The 22,264-nt window shown below is 61.2% G+C and carries 16 protein-coding genes and 1 tRNA gene; 9 read left to right on the top strand and 8 right to left on the bottom strand.

Annotation, left to right across the window (positions count from 1 at the left end; translation table 11 throughout):
* The first annotated feature begins 1 nt into the window (after nt 1).
* The gene (locus MHY08_RS04985; protein WP_239235638.1) at nt 2-1,111 is read left to right on the top strand and encodes a glycosyltransferase family 4 protein; all 1,110 of its coding nucleotides are present in this window, start codon (nt 2-4) and stop codon (nt 1,109-1,111) included.
* Here the strand turns inward: MHY08_RS04985 and MHY08_RS04980 are convergent.
* Entirely contained in the window at nt 1,026-2,444 is a 1,419-nt protein-coding gene (locus MHY08_RS04980) for a hypothetical protein (RefSeq protein ID WP_239235636.1), read from the bottom strand. The genes MHY08_RS04985 and MHY08_RS04980 overlap by 86 nt on opposite strands.
* The gene (locus MHY08_RS04975) at nt 2,434-3,588 is read right to left on the bottom strand and encodes a DUF3068 domain-containing protein (protein ID WP_239235634.1); all 1,155 of its coding nucleotides are present in this window, start codon (nt 3,586-3,588) and stop codon (nt 2,434-2,436) included. The genes MHY08_RS04980 and MHY08_RS04975 overlap by 11 nt, the downstream gene beginning before the upstream one ends.
* A 9-nt stretch (nt 3,589-3,597) precedes the next feature.
* Here MHY08_RS04975 and MHY08_RS04970 point away from each other — a divergent pair, with 9 nt between their 5' ends.
* On the top strand, nt 3,598-4,758 hold the full coding sequence (locus tag MHY08_RS04970) for an acyltransferase (RefSeq protein ID WP_239235632.1): 1,161 nt from the start codon (nt 3,598-3,600) through the stop codon (nt 4,756-4,758).
* On the opposite strand, the gene MHY08_RS04965 is transcribed toward MHY08_RS04970, so the two are convergent.
* The 3 genes from MHY08_RS04965 to MHY08_RS04955 are packed head-to-tail and all read right to left on the bottom strand — an operon-like array spanning nt 4,679 to nt 8,476.
* The gene (locus MHY08_RS04965) at nt 4,679-7,747 is read right to left on the bottom strand and encodes an alpha-(1->3)-arabinofuranosyltransferase family protein (RefSeq protein WP_239235630.1); all 3,069 of its coding nucleotides are present in this window, start codon (nt 7,745-7,747) and stop codon (nt 4,679-4,681) included. The two genes, MHY08_RS04970 and MHY08_RS04965, sit on opposite strands and share 80 nt — an antisense overlap.
* Before the next feature lie 2 nt (nt 7,748-7,749).
* Nucleotides 7,750-7,947: a DUF2613 domain-containing protein gene (locus MHY08_RS04960; RefSeq protein WP_005325448.1), complete on the bottom strand. Its 198-nt coding sequence runs from the start codon at nt 7,945-7,947 to the stop codon at nt 7,750-7,752.
* Nucleotides 7,948-7,969: 22 nt separating this feature from the next.
* Nucleotides 7,970-8,476, bottom strand: coding sequence for a universal stress protein (locus tag MHY08_RS04955; RefSeq protein ID WP_049359996.1), 507 nt, complete (start codon nt 8,474-8,476; stop codon nt 7,970-7,972).
* A gap of 58 nt (nt 8,477-8,534) precedes the next feature.
* Between MHY08_RS04955 and MHY08_RS04950 the strand changes: the two genes are divergently transcribed.
* The 7 genes from MHY08_RS04950 to MHY08_RS04920 all read left to right on the top strand — a co-directional run bounded on the left by MHY08_RS04950 (nt 8,535) and on the right by MHY08_RS04920 (nt 20,776).
* A complete protein-coding gene (locus tag MHY08_RS04950) occupies nt 8,535-9,695 on the top strand; it encodes a glycoside hydrolase family 3 N-terminal domain-containing protein (protein ID WP_239235627.1) in 1,161 nt (386 codons plus the stop codon).
* A gap of 34 nt (nt 9,696-9,729) precedes the next feature.
* Nucleotides 9,730-11,415 (top strand): VanW family protein, encoded by a 1,686-nt coding sequence (locus MHY08_RS04945; protein ID WP_239235625.1) that lies wholly within the window; start codon nt 9,730-9,732, stop codon nt 11,413-11,415.
* A gap of 3 nt (nt 11,416-11,418) precedes the next feature.
* Entirely contained in the window at nt 11,419-13,200 is a 1,782-nt protein-coding gene (locus MHY08_RS04940) for an ABC transporter ATP-binding protein (RefSeq protein WP_005325452.1), read from the top strand.
* 639 nt (nt 13,201-13,839) lie between these two features.
* Nucleotides 13,840-15,324, top strand: coding sequence for a SpaH/EbpB family LPXTG-anchored major pilin (locus MHY08_RS04935; protein WP_239235623.1), 1,485 nt, complete (start codon nt 13,840-13,842; stop codon nt 15,322-15,324).
* 193 nt (nt 15,325-15,517) lie between these two features.
* A complete protein-coding gene (locus MHY08_RS04930) occupies nt 15,518-16,426 on the top strand; it encodes a class C sortase (protein WP_049378962.1) in 909 nt (302 codons plus the stop codon).
* 4 nt (nt 16,427-16,430) lie between these two features.
* Nucleotides 16,431-17,273: a prealbumin-like fold domain-containing protein gene (locus tag MHY08_RS04925; RefSeq protein WP_049378963.1), complete on the top strand. Its 843-nt coding sequence runs from the start codon at nt 16,431-16,433 to the stop codon at nt 17,271-17,273.
* Nucleotides 17,273-20,776 carry a prealbumin-like fold domain-containing protein gene (locus MHY08_RS04920; protein ID WP_239235620.1) on the top strand — a complete coding sequence of 1,168 codons (3,504 nt, stop codon included), beginning with the start codon at nt 17,273-17,275 and terminating at the stop codon, nt 20,774-20,776. The genes MHY08_RS04925 and MHY08_RS04920 overlap by 1 nt, the downstream gene beginning before the upstream one ends.
* A gap of 78 nt (nt 20,777-20,854) precedes the next feature.
* On the opposite strand, the gene MHY08_RS04915 is transcribed toward MHY08_RS04920, so the two are convergent.
* From MHY08_RS04915 to MHY08_RS04905, 3 genes are all read right to left on the bottom strand, one after another.
* Nucleotides 20,855-21,784, bottom strand: coding sequence for a class C sortase (locus MHY08_RS04915; RefSeq protein WP_049378965.1), 930 nt, complete (start codon nt 21,782-21,784; stop codon nt 20,855-20,857).
* Between the two features lie 109 nt (nt 21,785-21,893).
* On the bottom strand, nt 21,894-22,082 hold the full coding sequence (locus MHY08_RS04910) for a hypothetical protein (protein ID WP_005325457.1): 189 nt from the start codon (nt 22,080-22,082) through the stop codon (nt 21,894-21,896).
* Between the two features lie 47 nt (nt 22,083-22,129).
* Nucleotides 22,130-22,203, bottom strand: a tRNA-Gly gene (locus tag MHY08_RS04905).
* Nucleotides 22,204-22,264: the final 61 nt, after the last annotated feature.

The raw sequence follows: 22,264 nt of genomic DNA, 5'->3' as shown, positions 1-22,264 counted from the left end.
GATGAAGATTCTTTTACTATGCTGGCGCGATACCACCCACCCACAAGGCGGTGGTTCGGAGCGCTACTTGGAGCGCGTGGGCGAGTACCTGGCGTCCCAGGGCCACGAGGTGGTCTTTCGCACCTCCAAGCACATGAATGCCGCGCGCCGGGAGGTGCGCGACGGCGTGCGCTATAGCCGCGGTGGCGCCAAATTCGGCGTGTATCCGCGTGCCTGGGCGGCGATGTTGGCCGGCCGCCTGGGGTTGGGAGACCTGCGCGGAGTGGATGCGGTAATCGATACCCAAAACGGCATCCCCTTCTTCGCTCGCCTGGTTTCTGGAGCACCGACGGTGCTGCTTACTCACCATTGCCACCGCGAACAGTGGCCGGTGGCGGGCCCTCTCCTCGGTCGGCTTGGTTGGTTCCTTGAGTCCCGAGTGGCCCCGCGCGTCTACCGCGGCGCTCCCTATGTCACCGTGTCTGAGGCCTCCCGCGAGGATTTAGAGGCGCTGGGCATTAAGGGCGCGCACATCATCGCCAATGGCCTGGACCCGGTTCCGGATCACGTTCCTTCCCTGGAACGAGAGGCCGAGGTGCACTTAGTCACGCTCTCGCGTCTGGTGCCGCATAAGCAGATCGAGCATGCCATGGATACGGTGGCGCAGACCCCGGGCGCGGTCCTGGACGTCATCGGCTCCGGCTGGTGGGAGGCTAACCTGCGCGCCTATGCCGAGGAGCATGGGGTAAGCGATCGCGTGCGCTTCCGCGGCCAGGTGACCGAGGACTATAAGCACGCCCTGCTCGCCCGCGCCGATGCCTTGCTTATGCCCTCGCGCAAAGAGGGGTGGGGTTTGGCAGTAATGGAGGAGGCCCAACATGGGGTGCCCGCCGTAGGTTATACGTTTGGCCTGCGTGACAGCGTTATCAACGGCAAGACCGGCATCCTAGTAGAGCGCGAAGAGGACTTCGTGGCGGCCACCAAGCAGCTGCTTGCCGACGCCCCCCTTCGCCGCACCCTCGGCTCCAACGCGCGGGATTTTGCCGCTAGCTTCTCGTGGAAGAAGACCGGCGAGCAGTTCGCGGAATTGCTGCAAGGGCTAGTAGCGGACACGCCATCCACAAAGCGGTAAGCGCCCACGGAACCTGCGGCCGCGGCGCGTTGGTTTCCGCGGCTATGGCACCGTCCACCACGACCACACCGACGCCGACCTCGGCCAGCCGGTTCATATCGTGCTCTTCCCACGCGTGCAGCGCCGCCCGGTAGTGCGGCGAGGCTTGGTCCACCACGGTCCCGTCTACGCTCAATTCTCCTGATTCCACCATGGCCACCGCCTTGGAGTAGGGGTCGACGGCCACGCCGCCGGGTACCTCCACGAGGTTGGCGCGCTCCGGGAAGAAGGCCACGCGGCCGTCAATCGCGCGCACCAACTCCTCATCTATCCCCGTATCCCGCGGCGCGAGCACAGCGAGGCGTCCCGGAACGGGCAGCAGCTGCACGGTCGCGGCCATGGTGGCCAGTGCCGCCGGAAGATTCGGCAGCGCCCCCAGTGAGGCCACATAGAGCGGCAACGCCAACATGGTCAGTTTCCCGCTATCGCGCAGCAGCGCCGCCCCCGGTACGTGATCGATGGACCACACCAGAGCACCGGGAACCAGCCAGAAGAACATCGCTCCGCCGAGCCCCATCGCCGCGAGGACGCTTAACCGTGCGGGAACCCGCCACGCCCCGAGCAGGGCGATGATCGCCACGATGACGCCGCACACGGCGAATCCGATGGCCGCCTCCGCATTCCAGATACCGCCGAGCCGCAGCAGCGCGCCCGCGGTGCCGACGTAGTCTTCTGCCCGCGGGCCAAACGCGGCCACCGCCGCCGCGGTATCGCCGGGCGCGGCGGGGTTGAACATGCCCGGAATGGCCCACGGCAAGCACAGAATCACGCCGCCGAGCGCTACCCGCTTGCGGCAGGTCACCGCCGCGGTCACCACGGCAAAGAGCCCGCCCGTAGGGGTAAGCGATGCTCCCCACATGGCCAGCCACGCCACCCAGCTGTGCTTTCTTCCAGCCCACGCGATGACCGGCAACAGCCACGCAGCCACTGCAAGCGACCACTGGCCCTGCAGGAGACGCTCGATGACGAAGGGATTGGCCACCGCCACCGCCATCGCGCTCACCGCGGCGACTGTAGAGCGTGCCCAGCGCGCCGCGGTGAGCGCGGAGGACGCGGCGGCGGCAAAAATGAGCACCCGTGCCGCCCACGCGCCGCCCACGAGAGCAAGGAAACCGTCCTGCGGTGCATTGCGGGCGGGCAGACTGCCGTCACCAAAGGCAGAAGGGGAAAGCGCCGGATGGTCAAGCAACGCCATATCGCGCCACAAGAACTCGCCGGGCAAGGCAAAGGGCCAGCACACCGCGGCCACAAGGAGGGCGCCCCAGCTAAGAAGTAAAAGACGCTTAGCCTTCACGGTGTCGGCGCATGTACATATAGGCGGCACAGAGCAATAGACCAACGCCGATGGCCTTGCCGGCCCAGCCGACCACCATCAAGGCGCGAATGGTGCGAATGACCGGGCGCACCTCATCAAGGCGCTCCGCGCGGGTCTCATCGGACCAGCGCAGATCGGCGGCAAAGATGGAGCGGTCCTCCGTATCGCCATTCGCCACCATGGTGCCGGCCTGCTTTTCGTCCGCGGCGAAGAAGATCTTGATGTTCTCGCGCAGGTCCACCATGGTGCCGGTGGTGGGTTCGACGGAGATATCGCGGCCGATGGTGTAGAAGGGCTCCACCGTGACCCGGTCAGTGGCATCCAGGCCGAGGAGCTCGCGCGACTCGGCGTCGTAGAACCGCTTCGCCGGTCCGGAGATGCGGAAATCCTCGGCCGCTAGCTGCCTATCGCCGGTGCCGGTATCGACCTCGGCGGTAATGCTTTTGCGCATATCAGCCAAGGAAATGGGCTGGATATCGTGGTGGAAAGAATAGGTGGGGATACCGTCGATCTTTTCCGTCGTGGTGAAGTCCACCGCCGTGGAGGATTGCGTCGCTAGATCGAAAAACGGATAGGAGCGCTGCTCGGTACCGGAGGGAAAGAAGTAGTTGATCCCATCGCGCTCGAAGTCGGTGCGGGCCATGCCGGTATCCAGCGCCGGTAGCACAAACTTCCATTTATCCTTTGGCGCAGCAACTGGGTAGGTGGACTCGCGGTTCAACACGGAATGCTCGGTGATTTGGGCAAGGGGAGTATCGCCGGCGAGCAGGCGAGAGAGCGAATCGGAGTTAGCGAGCGCATCATCTTCTGCCACCTCAGAGGTGGTGGTATTGCGCTCGATAGTAAGCAGGTCGTGGTGCAGGTAGCACCACATGGGTGCCTGCTTTTCTTGGCACTGTGGGTCCTTGCTATCGCCAGAGGCTTTGGCCCCGGCGATGAACTCGGGCGCTTCCATCCACACCCCGGCCGACGGCGCGGTGACGGTGTTGATGTTTTGGTCGAAGGCCAGCGGCCGAGTCTGATTGTTATACAGCGGCGGCACCACGGTACCCAGCACCAAGAAAATGACGGCGGCAATGAAAACCCACGCCAGTGGCGAGCGTGGCCAAAGGTAGCGTTTCATTGCAGTAGTATGTCCAATCAGTTTCAGGTCGATCCGGGGTTAGGAGCAAGCGTGCAGCCGCAGGCATCTGTGAAAAGCGTACCCCAGCATCTGCCGGAGCTAGACGGTTTACGCGCGGTCGCTTCCCTTGGAATCATTGTCACCCACGTGTCTTTTCAGACCGGAACCGGGTGGGGGTTTGCCGGGCGCTTTGATTATTTCGTCGCTGTCTTCTTTGCGCTCAGTGCCTTCCTCTTGTGGCGTCGCCGCGGCTTGCACACCTTATCCGGCTATGCGCGCTCGCGCGTGGCCCGCCTATTGCCAGCCTATTATGCCTGCGTGGTGGCGGTGATGCTCCTGCTTCCCGACGCCCACTCGCTCACCCTCACCCAACTGCTGAGCAACCTCACCTCTACCCAGATCTATGTGGTGGACGGGCTAGCACCGGGGCTTACCCACCTGTGGTCGCTATGCGTGGAGTTCTTCTTCTACCTTGCCCTGCCTTTGTTGGTGTGGCTCCTCGATGCGCTGCCGCGGCGCTGGCGGGTAGCGGCCATCGCGCTGGGCGCTGTGATCAGTTGGGCTTGGGGTTTCGTTCCCTTTGTGGCCGATTACGCCAAGGACCAGGTCAATTCGCAGATTTGGCCGCCGGCATATGCTTCGTGGTTTGCCGTGGGAATGCTGGCCGCGGAATGCGAAGAAGCTGGTGTTAGCCGGCGCGTGCAACGCGCGCTGCGGCCGCGCTGGGCATGGTGGCTCGTGGCAGCGGTGGTGCTGTGGATTTCCAGCCGCGAGTGGTTCGGGCCGCAGGGACTGGTGCATCCAGAGCCAGGTGAATTTTCCCGCCGGATCATTGCGGGAGCGGCCTTTGCCGCAGTCGTGGTGGTACCGGTAGCGCTCGCCCCACGGGATAAGTCCTGGCTGACCACTCCGCTCATGCAGGCACTGGGCGCGTGGTCCTATTCCATCTTCTTATGGCATGTGGCCATTCTGGGACTGGCGTTTCCGCTTACCGGGGTGCCGCTGTTTAGCGGGAAACCCCTGGACTTTTGGGTGATTCTGGCCGTAACGGTGGTGGCCACCGTGGTGGTCTCGGCCGCGAGCTATACGCTCATCGAGCGTCCCGGCCGGGATCTTCTCCTCGGTCGGAGGCGAAAAGACAGGCCACGCCCGCGGCACACAAGCAGCTAAGTAGGAGCGAATCGCCCGCATAGGATCCCGATGTCCACGGCGCGCGGGCGAGGATCGCCCCGGCCGCCGCTACGACACCGGGCGCGAGGTAGGCGCGCGGAATGGTGGTCCAGCGCAGCACCAACCAAGCGGCAACGGCCGCCACCGCGGCCGGCCAGCCGGTCAGGGCCAGCGCGGCCAGCGCCACGATGGCCGAGGCGGCACCGCCGCGCGGCGCGCGCCAGGTGGGCTGGGACGAGCGCCGCGCGGCCGCCAAGATGCACAGGCCGAGGGTGAGCAAGCCCAAGGCGCCGCCGAAGAGGAGGGTGGCGCGGTAAACCGGTTGGGCGCTAAAGGTCATGCGGAAGTCACCGGAACGGCCGGCTGGAATGACAAAAGCTTGGGTGGCCGCATCGATCTCGCGCGGGGCGATCTCTTCCTCGCCTAGGTAGCCGCGCAGGCCCTTATTGAAGGCACGACCGGTGACCAAGAGGCGATCCTCATCAGCGGCTGCAATCGAGTACCCGGTGGGCTCGGAAGAGCCTGCTGGTTGCCAGCCCTCCTCGCGCAGGCTCACCCACGGCCCCGTGGTGCGCACGCGGTGCGTGCCAGGGCTGAGGGTGAGGGAGTCGCCGGGGGAGTAGCGGTGGGCGTCGATAAGCACGGGCTTGGTGGAATCCACCGTCACCCGCATGGAGCGCGGTGCCGTGAAATCGCGGATGAGCACGCCGGTATCCTGCAGCATGCGCTGGAAAAAGAATTGGTGCACGTCAGGGGAGGTATCCGGGACGGTCACCACGCGCTCGACCGGCTGGCCTTCCACTCCTAACTCCGCGATGCCGGTGCGGTGGGAGAGCTCCACGCGGATGGCCTCGGTATCGCCGCCGGGAACGCGGACTTCCTGCGAGCGGAAGGGCTGCAAATCCACGTCTACGGCCGCGCTGCCAGAGCGCACGGTTACCGTGGTGGCGCTGGTGGCCATGAGCTTGAGGCGCGGCTGGGTGAAAGATCCGCGCAGCTCAATCCACCCGGCATCATCGCCCGGCGCGGGCCACCAGGCGGTGGAGTTTTCCCCATCCACCGCGGCCGTGGCGGACTTCTTCGGCTGGGCGCCACCAAAGGCCGTGGCATCGGCGGCCGAGGAGGAGACTGCTACCGAACCGCCGTGGGTTTCCACCTGGGTAAGCGGCCCAGCGGAGGGATAGTCGCGCAGGCGGTTATTCACGTGGCTGGGGTCGTCCGCGGCCAGGGGCGCGGAGATGGGGCCATCGAGGGTGCCGTAGTTGCGGTCCGTGAGCGTCGGGGTATCGGTGACGATATCGGCGTCGCGATCGACGAGCTGTCGGGTGGTGGGGGTGGAGTGGGCGTCGAGAAGCGCCAAGGCTTCCCCGCCGCCGGCCACGCGGACTGGCTCTGTCGGCCCTAAGGACATGCCGGCGTGGCTGAGCAGGATGACATCGACCTCACCGAAGCGATGGACCTCGCCGCCAAACTTGCTAGCCAGGGCCTCGTCCTCGCCGGTGAAGAGATCATGGCGCACCATGACCGCGCCGATGCCCAGGCGCTGCAGGGAGCGCACGCCCGTGGCCGGGTCCTCCTTGAGCGCGGCCATGACGCCGTCGAGCCCGCGGATGGCTTCTGGCGGCACGAGCGGAATGGCATCGCGCACGGCCCAGGGGACATCGAGCAGCGGCTGGGCCGGCTCGTCACGCGTCCATCCCCAGGTCTGCCGGGCAAAGGACGCCTCTGGGTAGATAAGGGTGCGGGTATCGGCAGCATGGGTATTGATAAAGTCCGTGGCCTCGTGCCAGTAGGAGGGAACCTCCTTATATGCCCCCAGCGGCAGCAAGCGCTGCGACCATGCCGGGGAGACCACCGCGATGCACAATAGCAGCGTCAGCGCACCCACCGTCTGTTTCTTGGTGGGGCGCAAGCTCCTCGGAAGTGGAAGATTGGCGCAGGCGCGCGCCACGCCCAGAAGCAGCGGGATGCGCACCAGCGGATCGAATTTATGCAGGTTGCGCAGCGCGGCCAGCGGTCCATCGAGCGCATCGAGGTACCACGCCACCTGGCAGCCCAGCACCGCGATGCCCACCACCAGCATGACGGACCACACGCGCGGCAGCTTGGTGAGCCCGTAGATGCCCACGGCCGCGATGCCCATGGTGACCAGCACAAAGAAGGACTCGGTGGCTAGCTCATAGCCGGCTACGCGTTCGGTATCGACAAACGGCGTCCAGCTCGTGGTTCCGCGCAGGATCTCGGGCAAGTTGAGCCAGCGAGTGGTTACGCGGGCGGATTCGATGAATTCCGTAAACGGCGGGGCATAGCGGCCAAGCACGACGAGCGGGCCGATCCACCACGCCGACACCGCCAAGCACCCTAAGAGCCAGGCCGCGCCGGGTCTGAAGGCGCGGCGGTAGAGCAGGATTACAGCGGCCGGGATACACGCCGCGATGGTCGCGGTGGCATTGACCGCACCCATCAGCGCCACCGGGATGGTGGCCGCGGCGGCATCGCGCCAGGTGAGCTTGGCATTGAGGAAGGGCAGGATAACCCAGGGAGCGAGCATGACCGGCCAGGTCTCAGAAGAAATGGCGGTCAGGGTAGAAAGAGTGCGCGGCGAGAGCGCGTAGAGCATCGCCGCCACCCAGACCCACCAGCCACGCAGGCCCACCTTGCGGCCGAGCTTATGGAAGCCGATGAAGCCGACGCTTAAGACCAGCAGCCACCAGAGGCGCTGGGCCACCCAATCGGGCAGGGGCTGGGTTAAAACGAAGAATGGTCCCTGGGGAAAGAGATAGCCATAGGCCTGATTCTGTAGCTGCCCCAGGGTAAAGGTATCCGTATAGGCGCTGAGCGCCCCGCGGAGAAAGTGCAGCGGATCGGCCGCCAGATCATGCTTGGTATCGGCCGCCGTCAGCCCCCACGGCTGCACGAGGAGGATGAGCGCTAGGGCAAGGATCCCCAGCGGGTAGGGGCGGGCAAGCCGCCCGCGGAGGGTACGCACACCTAGTTGCGGGATCCGTACTCAGGGCCGCCCAAAACCGCATCGGAAGCAGAAACCGCATTGCCTTCCGGCACGGTATCGGTGCCGGAGAATTGTGCGATGCCGATGATGGTGATGACGCCGAGCGCGATGCCCACAACAGCGCTACCGATGGCAGGGCCAAGGGTGCGCTTGTTCAAAGAATCGGTTTCCAGAGCCATGGCTAAAGATACTAGCAGCTATTTAGAAGTATTCTGCCTCATCATCGTCCGCGTCATCCTCGTTTTCCTGCGGCACGATGAAGACGGGAAGGCCGGCGTTGCGCACAATCTGATCGGCGGTGGAGTTGGTCCACCACGCGCGGAAGCCGGTCAGGGCGCGGGTGCCGGTCACGATGACGTCCACGTCCAGCTCGTGTGCTGCATCAATGATGGCGGAGGAGATGGTGGTGGCGGATTCCACCAGGTGGGCGCGGCCGGCTAGGCCCAGGCTTTCGGCCAGCTCGATGCCCTGGCGGCAAATCTTTAGCGCCTCTTCATAGGCCGGATCCTCTTCGACGCCGTCCGGGGAGACGGTGGACTGGTGCATTCCGGTGCGGCTGACGGCGCGGGCGGTCTGCCGGGCTACCGGCTCCCAGGCGGTGAGGATTTCTACCGTGGTGGGCCGCAGCAGCTGGGCCGCGTACTCGAGGGCGCGGCCGGCTCGTTCGGTGCCATCGTAGGCAATTAGCATTGTCTCGCCGTTACTCATGTCACTAGTCTACCCACCGCTTGCGACAGAACGCGAGGAATATTGCACACTAGAAGGCATGAAAACTCCGCGCATCCTTGCCAGCCTCGCCCTCGTGACGGCCTTGGGCGCCTGCTCTACCTCCCCCCAGGAGGACAACGAGAGCCAGGGCTCCACCACCCCGGCTGGGTCGAGCTCACCTGCCGCGACGCACGAAACGCTCGAAGAGATCTCGCAGGAGGCCGCCCCGCAGCAGGACATCCGCGCCATGGCTGCTTCCGTGCTGATGCCGCCGGTCACCAACTACGACGATGCTAAGGCCAAGCTGGAGGCAGGTGTGGGCGGAATCTTTATCCCTAGCTGGGCGGATCCAAACTTGCTGCAGGAAGAGGGCCGCGATATTAATGCCCTGCGCCAAGAGGTGGGCCGCGACTTTGAGGTCTCCATCGATTTTGAGGGCGGGCGCGTGCAACGTTTCTCGGAGATCCTGGGCGAGTACCCCGCGCCGCAACAGATGGCGGCCGAGCGCTCTCCGCAAGAAGTGGAGGAGCTCGCGCACGAGATTGGCACGAGCCTCAAGGCGCATGGCATTAACGTGGACTTCGCGCCGGTGCTCGACGTCGATGGCAACGGCTTGGAAGTTGTGGGCGATCGTTCTTTTTCCACCGATCCGGCCCAAGCGGGCGAGTATGGCGCGGCCTTTGCACGTGGGTTGGATTCGGCCGGGGTCAAGGCCGTATTCAAGCATTTCCCGGGACACGGCCGTGCTTCTGGCGATACCCACCTTGCCGAGGCCGTTACCCCGCCGCTAGAAGAACTAGAAGGCCACGAGTTCATTCCCTTTAAGACTGCTCTTCCCCAAGCGCCTAATGCCGCCCTCATGATGGGGCACCTTGCCGTACCCGGCCTCGGCGATGGCCAGACGCCTGCATCCATGCTGCCGGAGGCTTATGGCTTGGCCCGCGATGCTTTGCGCTACGAAGGCGCTATCTATACCGATGACATCGGCGGCATGAAGGCGATTGCGGATTCGCACCCGCTTGCCGACGCCGTCGTGGCCTCCCTCAATGCCGGTGCCGACATGCCCCTGTGGTCCACCGAAGGCGACATTAATGCGGTGATCGACGCCGTTGTTGGCGCCGTCGACCAGGGCCGCCTGCCACTCGAACGCCTTGCAGATGCCGCCCGCCATGTCAGCGCTCCCCCGGCCAGCGCTGCACCCGAGCCCGCACAGGACTAGGAAAAATGCCACTAAAACCGTTAACCTTTAAGGCGTGAAAAAGGCAGAAGGAAAAAACGGTGCTAAAGGCTGGCTCATCGCGCTCGGCGTATTGGTCGGCCTTGTCCTAATCGCGGGCATTGCTTATGCCTGGGATGTCGCAGCAAACCAGGACAAGATTCCGCGCGCCGTTTCCGTCAACGGCGTGGATATCTCCGCCATGGATCGCACCGCCGCCGTGGAGAAGCTCGAAGACGAGCTTGCGGGCGTAGAAACCGAGCCCGTGAACGTTACCTCCGGCGACCTGCACACCGATTTCGTTCCCTCCGAGTCGGGCCTCGCCCTGGATAACCAGCGCGCCGTGGACAATATTGAGGAGCCTTCCCTCAATCCTTTTACCCGCCTGTATAGCTTCTTCCGCTCCACCCGGGATATTCCGGTAGAAACCAACGTGGATGAGGCCCAGCTGCAACCGGCTCTGGACCGCGTGAAGAAGGAACTCTCCACCGATCCAGTCGATGGCATGCTGGAGCTCAACAATGGTGAGCTCAAGGTCACCGACCCCAAGCTCGGCCAAACCGTGGATGCTGGCGCCCTGCACAATGCGGTTACGGATAATTGGCTCGATTCCGAGGGCGTAAACGTGGCCCCAGAAGAGGTAGAGCCGGCCATCAATGATGAAGCTATCGAGGCCATGCGCACCGGCGATGCCGCCAAGGCGCTGGATAATCCCATTACCCTGAAGGCCAAGAATAATGTCAGCGCTACCCTGAACAAGCCGGAAATCTCCCAGTTCACCAGCATTGAAAAGAAAGACGGCAAGCTTAAGCTCGCCGTGGATACCAACCGCGCGCAAGAGCTGCTGGCCGAGCGCTCCGAGGGCGCCGATGTCCCGGGCGTAAATGCCAAGATTTCCTTCAACGGTAACGACAAGCAGATCACCCCGTCCGAAGATGGCGAGATCATCGACTGGGAGCCGACCATGAAGGACTTTGACAAGCGCGTGACCGGCGATGACCGCGAGTGGGATGCTACTTACAAGCCGGACCCGGCAGAGTTCACCACCGACGATGCTAAGAAGGCGACCTTCAACGACACCGTGGGCGAGTTCACCACCGAGGGCTACTCCGCTGCCTCTGGCAAGAATATCGAGCTGGTGGCCCAACAGGTCAACGGCGCCGTGGTCAACCCGGGCGAGACCTTCTCCCTCAACGGCCACACCGGCCCGCGCGGCACGGCGCAAGGCTACGTTGAGTCCGGCATCATTATTGATGGCCACTCCGGCTCCGCCGTGGGCGGCGGCATTTCCCAGTTCGCCACCACCTTGTACAACGCTGCCTACTTTGCAGGCATGGAAGATACTGCCCACACCCCGCACTCGTACTACATTTCCCGCTACCCCGCCGGCCGCGAGGCCACCGTGTACGAGGGCGCCATCGACCTGCAGTTCACTAATACCTTCAATACCCCGGTCCGCATCGAGACCGACTTTGGTGGCGGCAAGATCACCGTGCGCCTGAAGGGCACTAAGACCGTCGACGTTGAGTCTGTGAACAACGGCCGCTGGGCCAAGACGGAGCCGCAGCGCAAGTCGGTGAGCGAGGATTGCTCGCCGTCGTCTGGCGCGCCGGGCTTCACCACCTCGGATACCCGCGTGATCAAGGACCTCTCCGGCAAGGAGATCTCCCGGGAGACCACCACCACGGTCTACGACCCGCAGCCCATCGTTACCTGCGGTTAAGCCATGACCCGGCCGATGCACACCGCGGTGAAGGACCCGGCGGACATCGATCAGCTGGCCCAGCACCCGGTTGCCTTCCGCCGCGTCGCCGGCCTGTTTCGCCCGCACCGCGGCACGCTGTTGCTGGTGGTGGCACTCATCATCGCCACCTCCGGGCTGACGGTGGTGCAGCCTTTCCTGGTGCGCCGCACCGTGGATGAGGCCATTCCTGAACACGACACCGCGCTGCTGCTGTGGCTCGTCGGCGGCATGCTGGCCATCACCGTGGTCTCCCAGGCCATCGGCGTTATCCAGTCCTTTCTGTCGGCGCGGGTGGGGCACACCATCATGCACGAGCTGCGCACGCAGGTCTTTGCCAACCTGCAGCGCCAGTCGCTGCAGTTCTTTACCAATAACCGCGGCGGTGAGATTCAGTCGCGCCTGACCAATGACATCGCGGCGATGCGCGGCATGGTGACCACAACCGCGACATCCGTGGCCAGCAACCTCACCATGACTGTGGCTACGTTGGTGGCGATGGTGGCGCTTTCGCCTACCCTCTCGCTTTTGTCCCTGGTGGTACTGCCGCCTGCAGTGTGGCTGACCCGCCGCGCCGCCGTTCTGCGCCGCAGCCTCATGGAGAAAAACAGCCGCGCGCAGGCGACGCTGCAGCAGACCATTTCGGAGAACCTGTCCGTGTCCGGCATGCGCCTGGCGGCCACGCTGGGTGCGCAGGAGCGCGTCTATGACGGCTTTGAGAAAACCTCCCGCTCCCTCATCCGTTTGGAGCTGGAATCGCAGTTGGCCGGGCGCTGGCGCATGGCGCTGACGCAAATCATCTTCGGCGTGATGCCGGCCCTGATTTACCTGGCGGCCGGCTTGCGCCCGGGCATTACGATTGGCACGCTCATCGCCTTTTCCACCCTGCAGACCCAGATCTTCCGTCCCATTACCGGCCTGCTCAACGTGGGCGCGCAGTGGGTGGCGTCGATGGCGCTGTTTAGCCGCATCTTCGAGTACCTGGACCTGGAGCCCGAACTCACCGAGGCCACCCAGCCCGCCCAGCTTGCCGACGCCTCCCTCACCCTCCAGCACGTCTCCTACCGCTACCCCGGCACCGACACCGACGCGCTTTCCGACGTCTCCCTTTCCATCCCCGCCCACACCACCACCGCGCTAGTGGGGCATACCGGGTCCGGCAAGTCCACGGTGGCCGCACTTTTTGCGCGCCTTGCCGATCCGACCGAAGGCACCGTGCACCTGGGCGGGGTCGACCTGCGCGATATTCCACCTGAGCAGCGCGCGGAGGTCATTGGCGTGGTCTCCCAGGAGACCTACCTGATTCACGGCACGGTGCGGGAGAACCTCCTCTTCGCGCAGCCGAATGCGAGTGAGGAACAGATGTGGGCGGCGCTTAACGCCGCGCGCGTGGACGAGGTCATCGCCGCGCTGCCGGAAGGTCTGGACACAGTGGTGGGCTCGCGCGGCTACCGCTTCTCCGGCGGTGAGCAGCAGCGCCTTTCGCTTGCCCGCACGTTGCTGCGCCAACCACGGGTGCTCATCTTGGATGAGGCCACCTCCGCCCTCGACAACGAGACGGAGCGCGCCATCCAGGAGGCAGTGCTTGGCGCGGATGCTACCCGCTTGGTCATCGCCCACCGCCTGTCCACTATCCGCGATGCCGACCAGATCATCGTCCTCGACGCTGGCCGCGTGGTCGAGCGCGGCACCCACGCCGAGCTGCTTGCGTGCGGCGGTGCCTATGCGGCGCTTCTTCGTGCTGTCGACGAGGCTCAGAGTACGTAGAGAGCTCTTGTCAGGAATCTTAACGCTATTAACTCTTTGGTACGTGGGCTGTTGAAGGCTGAGAATCTAAATGAGTTCAGGGTACCTTGAGCGCTCTTGGTGACGCTTCCTTTTATGGGTCATCAAAGGGGATGTTCTACCTGGTGGTATTGGCAGCATATATGGTTCGTTTCGTCGTCGTTGGAAGGTGCTCTCTGGGAAGCTACTCTCCTGCGTGAAGCTTGCATTCTATGTAACGGGTGTAAAATCGAGCAGGCTTACCCCCTTAAAGGGGCAATGTGTTCAGTTTCACACAAAACTAGATGACGTCTCGAAAGCATTAGTTGAACTGCAGAAGGAGTCTTCACGTTTGGGTGGACCGTGCGGATTCTTGAGAAGTTTAGCCGGTTTTGCGGGGGAGGAGCTTTAGTCGGGGACTTTGCCCAACACGCTGGGGTAGAATCTAGTTATGTAATCCACAGGCTATCGTTAGTTAAGGTTGGGGCCTGCGTAGACGTTTCCACCTGAAAACTACTCTCGGCAGGCGAAAGATTCTTAGCAACGAGTCAGGTCATGGTGCGTGAACCGTGGGGAATGGATTGCACACAGCCAATGAGGCGCGGTGCCTCATTTCAGAACTCGTGTAAAGGACCAGTTTCCGTGAACAAGATCTCTCGTACCGCTCGTTCGGTTACTTTCGCTGCCGTCGTTGGCCTCTCTATGGGTATCTCCGCTCCGGGGGCCCTGGCGCAAGACGGTGCTGTCGATGCACAGCCTGCTGCTGAGCAGGGCGCCGTGAACAAGGCAAACATCAATTTCAACCAAAAGGGCTCTATCACCCTCTTCAAGAAGAAGGGTGCTGAGTCTGGTACTGCGGCTACCGGTAAGGAAATGGCAGGCGTTCCGGGTGAGGCTCTGTCTGGCGTGACCTACAAGATCACCAAGCTCGATTACGACCTGCAGAAGGATGATTGGGCGGCGTTCCCGAAGTCGGCTGCTGACGTCAAGGACGACAAGAAGACTGCGGAAACCAAGGAAGAAACCACCGGCACTGATGGCAAGGCAGCTTTCACTGATCTGCCTTTGGGCATCTACTTGGTAGAGGAAACTAACGCTCCGGACGGTATCGTTGCCGGTGCTCCGTTCATCGTGTCGGTGCCGATGGTTAACGAGGCATCGGATGCCTGGAACTACGACGTCATCGCGTACCCGAAGAACACGGAAACCAAGACCGAGAAGACTGTCAAGGATGCAGATCAGAACATCCAGGACGCGTACACCTACACCATCAACGCGGATGCTCCGACCTGGGGTGCGGGTAAGAGCCTGACCGCCTTCCGCTTCGAGGATCAGCTGGACCAGCGTTTGGACTTCCAGAAGGTCACCGAGGTCAAGGCTGGAGAGACCGCTCTGGGTGCCGGTGACTACGAGGTCAACAATCCGGCTGAGAACGGAAACAAGCTCGTCGTTAAGCTGACCGACCAGGGCCTTGCCAAGGTTAAGTCCGGTGACAAGATGTCTCTGACCTTCGAGGTCAAGCGCAAGGAAGTGGGCGACACCACTGAGCTGAAGAACCAGGCTGACGTCATCTTCAACAACCCGAACACCGGCAACGAGGTCAAGAACAAGACCAATGAGGTCGTGACCTACCACGGCAAGCTGAAGGTTGTGAAGAAGGACGGCAAGGAGGACGGTAAGGTCCTGGAAGGTGCTGAGTTCGAGCTATACCAGTGCACCGCGGCAAATAAGCTGGGCGGTAAGTTGACCGTCAAGGAGCAGGACAAGTGGACCACCGGTGCTGACGGCACCATCACCATCGACGGACTGCACGTCACCGACTTCGCAGATAACGCACAGGTCACCGACATCAAGAAGTTCTGTCTGAAGGAAACCAAGGCTCCAGCGGGCTACGCACTGCCGGAAAACCCTGTTACCGAAATTGAGTTCACCCGCGAGAACATCGCGAAGACTGGTGAGCTCGAGGGTGACGACGCCGTCACCCTTGTTTCTGAAATTGAAAACATCAAGCGCGACACCCCGAACCTGCCGATGACCGGTGGTGCCGGTGTGGGCATCCTGGCTGCTATTGGCGCAGCAATTGTTGCTGCTGGTGCTTGGTTCGCTCGTCGTACCGCGCGCAACTAATAGCCGGGCGTAGTTCCGGTGGCGCAGACTGTCCATGATGGTCTGCGCTGCGGGTCGGGTAATCAAAATATGGTGCTCGACCCAGTGAGGGGACTGGGCTAGGTATAGACTTCAGTCCCCTTCATTCTCTTTCGTTGTAATCCCGGTCGCGCTGCGCTAGCGCGTGGGGCATTGTTTTGGGTGGTGCGGGTCGTTGACTACGGTGGTAGGCCAAAATGCAGGCCGACGGCACAGGCGCCGTGGAGGCCTAGTCCTTCCGGCGGTAATCGTTGTCGTTGGGTTGTTGGTGATGCTGTACCCAGTGGTCTCGACCGCATGGAACAATTGGAACGCCTCAAGAGTGGCGCAGGAATATGCGCGACTGGATAAAGAGACACCGGCGCAGGTGCAGGATTCGGTGTGGGATGCTGCACATGCATACAACGAAGAACATACGTCGGGTCCGATCTTGGATCCGTGGCTGAACCGTATCGGGGTAGACAATCCCGACTATGAGGCTTATTTGAAGCAGTTGGGTGAGACCGAAGCGATGGCCCGCCTCGTGTTCCCAGCAGTAGACGTTGATCTTCCGGTGTTTCATGGCACCGCAGATAAGACACTGCAGCGTGGTTTGGGGCATTTGTATGGTTCTGACCTGCCGGTCGGTGGATCAGGAACCCATTCCGTCATTACGGGGCATACGGGTCTGGCAAATTCGACGATGTTTGATCACCTCGACTCTGCCACCGAGGGAGATGTGTTCTATATCCAGGTTGCTGGCCACAAATTGAAGTACGTCGTAGACGACATTCAAGTTGTGCTGCCGAGCGAGGTAGATGGCCTACGGCCAGTCGCTGATCAGGATTACGTCACACTGATTACGTGCACCCCGTACGGGATCAACACGCATCGCTTGCTGGTGCGTGGCCATCAGGTTCCTATGGAGCCTGGGGAGGAGTCGGTGTTTGAAAATTCCCATGGTCCGGGCTGGCAATGGTGGATGTACGCGCTGTTGGCTGCGGTGATTGTCATTGGGTGTTGGCTGGTGTGGTGGCTGCGTCGCCAGAAGGCGGCTACCGGGGTGCAAGAAGTTATTAATAAGGAAAGTAGCGTGCGGGAGTAAGGCGATGAAGAGGTTGACAAATGCATGGTCGGCCCGAGTGGTTGCCGTCGGAGTAGCGTGTGCGGTTGCGTTCGCAGGGCCGGGCGTCGTTGCTGCGGGTGCGGTACAGGTTGTCGGGCAACAGACTACTGGTGCGGAACGCACCGTAGATACGGATACGGTGACTGTTCGGCTTACGCAGGGCAATCCCGACGACGATGGGCAGGCACCTTCGGGAAAGATTCAGGGAGTCACGATACATCTGGCCCGGCTCGCCGGCCTAGATCCAAACAACGCTGACGATGTAGCACGCGTGCAAGACGCGGGTCTGGCCGAGGTTCGTGAATGGCGTACCGACGTGCACGTGGACCAGGTCACCGATGCCAATGGAGAAGTGACCTTTGACGGTCTAGCGGATGGCTTCTACGTAGTGACGTCGTCGGCGCCAGATAACTCCTACCGGGAGATCAACCCATTTGTGGTAGCGGTTCCATTCCACACTGTGGCGGACAATCCGAAACCAGTGCCAGGAGTAATTGTGGCCAAGACTCACAAACCGGGTGAAACACCAACGCCGCCCACGACGCCGACTACTCCGCCGTCGCATCCGAATACGCCGCAAACAACTCCAAACTATCCACCGACTAAACCAGGGAAGCCACCTCACCAACCCGAGACAACGCCGCCGGGTACTCCAAGTGCCGGTAAGACCTCAACCCCAGTAACGTCGTCGGGCAATGGTGGCTCATTGGCGATGACCGGTGCACAGGTAATCGGTGTAGTAGCCGCAGCGTTGGCATTGATTGCCACTGGTTTCGTGATGATTGCCTTTAGCCGTAGGAAGAATTCAGAAAGCGAGGGACGCTAATGTCCTGGACAGATTCTCATCCGGTCGAGCCGGTTGTGTACCGCTGGCGTGCTCTTGCGGCGTTCATTGCTGCACTGGCTCTCGTTGTTGGTGTTGCTGCACCGGCTGCTCTGCCCGGAATCGTTGGTGCCGTCGCCGAAGCACAAACCACGGCTCTGCGCACCGAGCTCGATTCTGCAGACCAGCTGAGCCTGACTGCTGGCGACTCCGCAACATTTGAAGGCCACTTTGTTGACGCCGGAACCGTGGAGGAGTTGGAGTTCACTGTTGAGACTGCAGGACTGGAGTTCGAAGGCTCGGCCTACACACTGACTATCGACGGCGAAGAGATCCCCGTCCGCGAAGGAGACAACCTCGTTGTAAAATCAACCAGCTCTTCAGTGTCTTTCCGAATCACTGGCCTTTCTACTGACGTGCCAGCAGGAGCAGCTTTCTCATTGAAGACCCCAGCGGTCGCAGAGGATTCCGAACTTAGTGGGATGTCCGTCGATGTGCGGGGAGTAGCCGAGGAGACGCCCAGCACGTCTTCAACGGAATCCAGCGAAACCCCAGAAGCTCCTTCGGAAGTGACTGAGCCGCTGGAAATTGCTGACGTTGACGAGGCTCCAGCTCGCCTGATGGCAGCACCGAACATTACCCCGTACGCTGCAGGCGACCGAACCATCACGATGCAAAACGATGGTTACGTGCTCAAGGGAAGCCGCTATATCCCGAACTTTAAGATTCCGGCCGGTGAGCTTTTTGGCGGCCAGCTGTCCATTCCGCAAGGCACGGTGGTTACCCTCAAATCCAGCGTTAACAGTTATTTATCGACTAACCCTGATGACCTGACGATCTATTACACCGGTGCCAACGGAGGTTGGTATGAGGCGAAGGTGACCTACAAAAGGATTAGCGCCAAGGAATACCAAGTCATCCTGCCGCAGATTACTATTGGTGGCACCGCACAGATTCAGTTTAAGGGTGTTCACCGCGGGCCAGCCAATACAGTGTTTACAGCTTCCTTCACCGTTCCTGCGAAAGAGGAGTGCCAAGATCCGGTTACAAGCAGACAGCCAAAGCGCGATCTCACCCCAGCTGAATTTGCCGACGGTAGCCCTGTCTACGTTGTAACCAGTGAACCTAAGGATCTTCGCCGAGACACTTCCATTCTGAGCCGTCAAGTCAACCAAGGCCGAGACTTTCGCCAGGTGGGAGAGTCCACTCCCTGGGTGTACAATGCTCTAGCCTTTGATTCGAGTGATAACTGGCTCTATGCGGTGAGCCAGAGTCGCGGCCGAAATGGTGATCCTTGCTACCCGGCAGGAAATCTCCTTCAGATCAATCCGGCAACCGGTGAAGTATATAATCTTGGGCCTATTTTAAAGGCCGGAAGTACCGGTACCCCGTTTGAAACGAGCGGCGACCGGGATGTCCTCAACGCTGGCGTGTACACCAGCGAGGGATTCTTTGTGGCCAACACGTCCACTTCTGGTAGCCATCACCTTTATAAGGTCGACGTCGACAAAGTCACGGCTCAACGCGTGCTAGGAAGCCAGAAGTCCTACTCGGAGGACTGGGCGGTGCTCCCGCAGGCCCAGAAGTATATGTGGGGTTTCCAGAGTAAGGCTCAGGCAGGCGACAAGCTTATCCTTGAACGCATTGACACACAGACCGGCGACATCAGGACCTGGGATCTCACCGGCATCAAGACCTTCGATGGGCGCACGATCTCGAACCCCTCTGCTTCTTGGGGCAAGGCGTGGACCTACTCCAATGGAAACCTGGGCTTTGGCTCGGGTAGTGCGAATGCGAATCAGCTGGGCTTTGAGCTAAAGATCACCAACCCAGATGATGATAGCCCGAAGTTCGAGCTGGTCAACATAATGAACAACCTGCCTGCTTCATTTAACACGGACGCGGCCTCCGACCTAGTTCCGCCACCGCCAGGGCTGCAATCAAACATTGCGGTGAAGAAGCAACGCTCGGAGACCAAGGTGGTAAACGGCGAGGTGCGTACTTTCTGGACCATCTCCGTGGAAAACACCACGGATAACACCAGTTCGGGCGGCACATTCTGGGAATACCTACCAACGGATACTCACTATGGAGTGAACGCTTCCGGTCCCACTGCGAAATTCGAGGGATTTGGAGCAGGATCTACCGAGGTCAACGGTCAAAAGCCCGGGCCTGATCAGATTGCGCCGGGAACTGGTATTTATGCAGGCATGATTGTCCCATCCGGAGCGGACGGTGAGTCCCGATACATGATGGGCTATGTTGGTACTCTTCCAGGGCATGCGAAGGTAGAGTATGTCGTCTCTGCGCCGGTGCGAACAGATGAATACGGGAACCTCAAGACGGTATGTAGTCCGAACAAGGTTGCTTTCCAGGCTACGGACGGGGAGTCTAGCCCGGCTGAAGATGACAACGTCGCTACTGAAGCCTGTTTCAATAAGGTTGCCGTCGACAGCACACCGCAACCTGTTCCTGGTGCAGCGAATGAATATACCGCGAAGTACAACGTCGTAGTTGAGGCACCGGACGCACCTGGCTTCGACACCAACGACGTGATCTACGGCAAGCTCACGGACACCCCGAGGTTTGTTGGTGCTGCCACGGTTACTGGGGCCACTGTGATCTTCAAGGACGAGTTCAACAAGACCAGCCAGCCGCGTGCGTACCAAGGTGCCGGCCCCTTTGAGCTCAACAAGAATGACACTCCGAAGATCATTAAACCCAAGGGTGTTGACGGAAGCACTGGGCAGCACGTCTACGAGGTAACGGTGCGCTTCAAGCTGGATCGTTCAAAACTGGACAGCACCTCTGTACCCGCCGGCTACCCGAGCCAACCTTCAGGAAACACCCGCTGCTACACCAAGGGTGGCCTGTACGAGCCTAAATTTGGCCTCATGAATGAGGCAGAAATGGGCGGCTGGAAGGATACTGACTGTATCCCGCTGGGGACCAAGGAAACGATGGACGTCCTGCTCGAAAAGGCGAGCTATAACCCGGACAACCCGGACGAGATCCAAACCGACGGTTTGCTTGGCGGCGCGCAGTTCACCGTCCACCGCAGTGATGCTAACGGCAACCTGAAGCTAAACGCGGATGGCAGCGTCAACGTTGATGCTAACCCCGTGGTGAAGCAGTCCACGACCACCACCACAGGCCGCGTCAAGCTCGAAGGCTTGGATGCCCCTGGCGTTTATTACCTCATCGAGACGAAGGCGCCGAACGGCTATAACCTGCTGCCCGCGCCGATCAAGTTCTCGACGGAGTGGGATCAGAATGGCAATGCAGTCATCAAGGTGCTCTCCGGAGGGACCGCGATCACCAGTAATAGGTGCGCTGAGTCTGACACCGCTGCTAATTGCGTGAAGAAGATCGGCGTCCTTCAGGTCGCTGACATCACCAAGGGTGCACTGCCCAAGACCGGTGGTGAGGGCGTAGGCCTGTGGGCTCTCGCTGGCGCCGCAATTGTCGCGGCAGGGTGCCTCGCTTTGCGACGCCGCTGGGTATAGAACCACCGCTTGCGGCTACTTTTAGAAAAGGCCCGCTCTTCCAGGGAAGGGCGGGCCTTATTGCATGTTCATTGGCGGTTAGGAGTCTTGCGGGTCGTCGTCAAGCGCGGTGTCCTTGGCGTTGCTGACATATTTGCGCCACCAGTAGATGAGCAGAAGCACGATGATGGCAGTGGCAGCCAGGATGGCCCACATCCACCACTGCCAGTGAATACCAGAGCTGTTGAATGCGGCCTCGTCTTCCGGATCCATTGGCACTCGGTGGCCGGTGACGAGCAAGCGGTGGGTATTTACACCGTAGGGGGTGCAGGTAATGAGCGTAACGAGGTCCTGGCCTGGCTCACGGTGGAGCAAGCTGGTGTCCGCAGGCTCGACGACCCGAATATCGTGTACCTCGTATTTGAGCTTCTCGCCGCCGGCGGCGATGTAGAAAGCATCGCCCTTCTTGACCTTGGTGAGGTTGTCCCACAGCGTGGCATTTTGTAGGCCTGTGTGGGCGGAAAGTGCTGCGTGCCGACCCTCGCCATCACCTACGCCGCCGACAGGTAGGTCCGTGCCGTAGAGGTGGCCAGCGCCGCGGGAGAGCGCCTTTTCTGAAGTGCCGTGATAAATGGGCAGATCGGAATCGATAGAGGGGATGACGATACGACCCATGGCATCGGTCTCAGACAATACCGACAGGTACTGGCGGTAGCGCTGGTACTCGGGGGAGTCTTCGTTATCGGTGGTGGTCCACGCGTCGCCAATGCTGATTTGGCCCAACCCGGCGTTGTAGGCTTGTGCTTCCTCCCACGCGGTGTGCAGAACCTCAGGCGGGGCTTGTTTTTCGAGCTTTGCGTACTCTTCCGCGGCGCGGGACTGGTTGTAGTTATTCCATTGCGTGGCTACGACGGGGTAGAGCAGGACGCCAAGGCCGACGAGAATCAGGATCAACGCGATGATGGCGTTGTGGTTGGTGCCTTTTTTCTTGGCTGCGTCGGTGTTTTCCGCTGGTTCCTGCTTGCCCATTGTGTCCTTCCTGTGTGGGGTCTGTTGCGGTGCGTCCTGGTATTGGCGTGGGGGTAGTTTTTGAATCTCAGGCTAGGGAAGATGTAGCTCTGAGAGAAAACGTGTCTGTCTAGTCGCCGATAACAAAGCACAGGGCTTCATACCGATTCAGAGTTGCCTCGTCGATGACCAAGATTTGATCAACCGCGCGCTGTTCGTGGAGCTCATCGATTGTGCGGGGCGCAAGATCTTGAAGTACATGCTCACGCTCAGCGCGAAGATCCGCTGTGGTTTTAGGCGTGAAGATAGGGGCTGTCATGGTCCATCCTGTAGGTATGAAATTAGTCCATGAAATGGGAAAACAAGTGGAGCCGACGACGGGAATCGAACCCGCGCCAGCAGCTTGGGAAGCTGCAGTTCTACCATTAAACTACGTCGGCACTGCGCGCTTGCACGCTCCGGCCTACTATACACCGCGGCCTTCGGCATGAGTAGAATTGG

It is taken from the genome of Corynebacterium sp. ACRPJ (assembly GCF_022347345.1).
Classification (GTDB): Bacteria; Actinomycetota; Actinomycetes; order Mycobacteriales; family Mycobacteriaceae; genus Corynebacterium; species Corynebacterium tuberculostearicum_D.
This window is presented reverse-complemented; position numbering and strand designations above follow the sequence as displayed.

What these genes read in the sequence shown, in the direction of transcription:
- MHY08_RS04915 (WP_049378965.1), bottom strand. Translation starts at nt 21,784, where the DNA reads ATGGGCAAGCAGGAACCAGCGGAAAACACCGACGCAGCCAAGAAAAAA.
- MHY08_RS04940 (WP_005325452.1), top strand. Translation starts at nt 11,419, where the DNA reads ATGACCCGGCCGATGCACACCGCGGTGAAGGACCCGGCGGACATCGAT.
- MHY08_RS04975 (WP_239235634.1), bottom strand. Translation starts at nt 3,588, where the DNA reads ATGAAACGCTACCTTTGGCCACGCTCGCCACTGGCGTGGGTTTTCATT.
- MHY08_RS04985 (WP_239235638.1), top strand. Translation starts at nt 2, where the DNA reads ATGAAGATTCTTTTACTATGCTGGCGCGATACCACCCACCCACAAGGC.
- MHY08_RS04955 (WP_049359996.1), bottom strand. Translation starts at nt 8,476, where the DNA reads ATGAGTAACGGCGAGACAATGCTAATTGCCTACGATGGCACCGAACGA.
- MHY08_RS04970 (WP_239235632.1), top strand. Translation starts at nt 3,598, where the DNA reads ATGTCCAATCAGTTTCAGGTCGATCCGGGGTTAGGAGCAAGCGTGCAG.
- MHY08_RS04960 (WP_005325448.1), bottom strand. Translation starts at nt 7,947, where the DNA reads ATGGCTCTGGAAACCGATTCTTTGAACAAGCGCACCCTTGGCCCTGCC.
- MHY08_RS04920 (WP_239235620.1), top strand. Translation starts at nt 17,273, where the DNA reads ATGTCCTGGACAGATTCTCATCCGGTCGAGCCGGTTGTGTACCGCTGG.
- MHY08_RS04910 (WP_005325457.1), bottom strand. Translation starts at nt 22,082, where the DNA reads ATGACAGCCCCTATCTTCACGCCTAAAACCACAGCGGATCTTCGCGCT.
- MHY08_RS04925 (WP_049378963.1), top strand. Translation starts at nt 16,431, where the DNA reads ATGAAGAGGTTGACAAATGCATGGTCGGCCCGAGTGGTTGCCGTCGGA.
- MHY08_RS04950 (WP_239235627.1), top strand. Translation starts at nt 8,535, where the DNA reads ATGAAAACTCCGCGCATCCTTGCCAGCCTCGCCCTCGTGACGGCCTTG.